The 2,822-nt window shown below is 49.6% G+C and carries 4 protein-coding genes; 2 read left to right on the forward strand and 2 right to left on the reverse strand.

The annotated features are described in order from the left end of the window. The first annotated feature begins 34 nt into the window (after positions 1–34). Complete coding sequence (locus RMO84_RS01435; RefSeq protein ID WP_310486666.1) at positions 35–577, forward strand: DUF456 domain-containing protein; 543 nt, start codon at positions 35–37, stop codon at positions 575–577. Between the two features lie 7 nt (positions 578–584). Here RMO84_RS01435 and RMO84_RS01440 read toward each other — a convergent pair whose 3' ends face one another. Together RMO84_RS01440 and RMO84_RS01445 are read right to left on the reverse strand one after the other, a co-directional pair. Further along, complete coding sequence (locus tag RMO84_RS01440; RefSeq protein WP_310486667.1) at positions 585–1,109, reverse strand: hypothetical protein; 525 nt, start codon at positions 1,107–1,109, stop codon at positions 585–587. 16 nt (positions 1,110–1,125) lie between these two features. After that, positions 1,126–2,289, reverse strand: coding sequence for a hypothetical protein (locus RMO84_RS01445; RefSeq protein ID WP_310486668.1), 1,164 nt, complete (start codon positions 2,287–2,289; stop codon positions 1,126–1,128). 312 nt (positions 2,290–2,601) lie between these two features. On the opposite strand from RMO84_RS01445, the gene RMO84_RS01450 reads away from it, so the two are divergent. Continuing rightward, positions 2,602–2,822, forward strand: a 221-nt coding sequence (locus RMO84_RS01450) for a hypothetical protein (RefSeq protein ID WP_310486669.1), incomplete at its 3' end; no start/stop codon positions are given.

A 2,822-nucleotide genomic window follows, 5' to 3' on the forward strand; every position in this document is an offset into this window, starting at 1 on the left:
CAAGCAGCGAAATTAATCCTAATTCCCCGCCACCGTGACAACTACAACACTAATTTATGTTGCCCTACTGCTGACGACTCTAGTCGGGGTCGTAGGAGCCGTCGTCCCAGTGATGCCGGGGCCGATTTTGATTTTGGGTGCGTCGATCAGCGCAGGGCTTTTATATGGGTGGGATAATGTCAATATTACCCTGATTGTCTCTAGCGTGGTCTTGGCGATGTGCTTTGCGATCGAGCAGTTATCCGCCATTGTCGGCGCGCAAAAGGCTGGAGCCAGTCATTGGGGTCAAATCGGTTCGATCGTCGGCTTATTGCTCGGATTCATTGGGCTGTTACCCGCGTTACCTGTTGGCGGCCCCCTGGTGGGCTTGTTTTTTGGCCCATTTATCGGTGCTGTGGTCGGCGAGTTGCTTTATCCGCGTCCGGTCGAGCTAGCCGAACGATTCAAGATTTCGGTGAAGGCTGGCGTGGGTATCGTCCTCGGCTCGGTTATTGGTCTAGTTATCCAAGGCTTACTCGCTCTATTTGCCGCGATCGTTTTTGCCGCCACTACTTGGCATCTGGGTATCGGCGCGTAGGGATGAATTACAACTTAGTCGGCGATCTGACACAGTAAGTACCCAGAATCGGATTTTTTTGATAATAATAGCGATCGACAAATCGCTCTAAATCTTTATACTTAATATAATATCGATCTTGTGTCAGACAGGCCGGAAGCTGATGATTGGCAATGGCAGTCAGCAAGATTTGGCGATCGATCCCCACTATCCTCTCTGCTTGTTCTAAATCGAAGATTGACTTGGAATCGAGCGTGTATTTTCCAAAAAGTTTGGCGGTTACAGTCACCAGCGATGGCTCTACCAGTTTTAGGCAAGAATTTGCCAGTAAGCCAACTCTCTGCACGATCGCTTGAGTTGCGTGGGTTACGAAATTACGCGCTGGTTTTGGCGCAAATTGATTGCGGATCGACACGATCGAACTCCCTCGATAACTGAAGATAGTCCGACTATAACCTTGCACCCGATCGATCCGGTTGAGCGCAATGGCCGAATCTTCCCATCGATAGTTCGGTAGATCGATCGAGAAAATTTCGATTGTGTTTGTAAACATTGGCTCGATCGCTTAACTATTGAGCCTTGCACTCAAATTGCACTCGATAACGGTACAGAACGGGTTTACCGCGATCGGCGACGGGCCGATTGCGATCTGCTGTAGTTGCCTCTGCGTAAGCTTTAGTAGTTGCAGTATCCATTAAGGTTTTATTTGCTCTGGTTCTACCTGCGATTAGATCTGGATCGCCAGCAATAAATCCTTTGTCATTTTCCAGGGGTGGCGAGATCGTTTCACCAACTAGGTCGTTTTCATTTTTATTGTCAGGAACTTTGCCAAACCCTACCATCAATACGATAAATGGCAGTTGTTTGACTTTCGGACAAGGTACTCCATCTGGGTATGGTTGACCGACAATCTGCTTATCGTACAGCACAATATCCTTGTATTTTGTGCGATATTCTAATTCCTTAGCTAGAGCCGCTTTGGCGTATTGCCCATAAAAGCCATTACCGTTCCCATCACCTGTTGAATTGCTAGGCGCGGGAGTTGCTGCTGGTGGGGTCGTGCTAGGACTAGAAGTAGATGGGGATGGTGTTTGAGTTGGTTTTGTAGCTTGAGGAGTTGTTGTTGGCTTAGCTGGTTCCTGACCGTCACCATTCCAGTCCATCGGTTGGTCTACATCTGGCGCGGGTGTTGCGTCTACTTTCGGCTTTTGCGGCTGGGACTGCGGTTTGGTAGGTGCAGGTTTTACTGCTACTGGTTTGGGTTTGGGTTTGGTACCTTTGGGTGTTGGGGATGGCTGCGGTTTCGGCTCTGTGAAAATATTAGGATCGAATACTGGTGGTGTTGCTTGCTGCTTGGGTGTGGTTGGTTTCGGAGTTGCTGTTGTGGCGGGTTTGCGGACTGGCGAGAACGGAATCGCTTGCGGTGAGGCGGAAAATTGGGGCGTGCGCGGTGCGGTAGCGGCAGGGCGGTTGGTGGGAATTGGTTGCGTGACGGGTGGTGCTACTGGCTTGGGCGTCGGTCGAATTTGCGGGATGCGTTGTTGCTCGCTGGGAGTTAATTCTACGACCTTAACAGTCGTGGGGGCATCTTTTTTGCCGGTCTTTTCTGGTTGAGTGAAGAAGGGGAAAGTACTGCCAATCATGGCATGGAGCGCGATCGAAGCAAGAATGGCGATCGCCGTCGGATCGCTGAGAATGTCTAAAAAGTTTTTGCGGGCGGAAGATTGATACATATTAATCGTAAACGCTAACTGTTAGACATTAGGACTAGACGATCTGCTCCACAGCGGACGTCCACCTGTGATGGGACGGTGCCAACACCCAAACGATCGATTGTCATGGATATTTTACTGCGGCTGGGTCGAGCGATCGACAAACCGAGTCACAATGGTGTTTGTTACATCTGCACTCGATTCCCCGCTACCTATTCTAAACCACATGTTGCAATCGCGAATCTCGATCGAATTTAGAGCGGATTTCGTTAAATGGCGCAAATTATTGTCATAATTATTTATATCCGACCAAAATCTGTACTAAAGTCACCAATGCTTGGAGAAATCAAGTCTTTTCGGCACAATCCCCTCCGCTGGCTCAAGCGTCGCTATCTGCGCTGGGTGGCTTTGAGCTACTGGAGCTATCGTTGGCTGTTCAGTCGCCGTCAAGAGCGACAATTCGCTCAGGTGCAAATTTGGCGGGTAGTAGCCGGATTTGATTTTGCCGCCTGGTTGCTGGCCATGGAAGATTCGGTCAAGCCAGAATATTGGGG

Origin of the sequence: Chamaesiphon sp. VAR_69_metabat_338, assembly GCF_031423935.1 — a bacterium.
GTDB lineage: Bacteria > Cyanobacteriota > Cyanobacteriia > Cyanobacteriales > Chamaesiphonaceae > Chamaesiphon.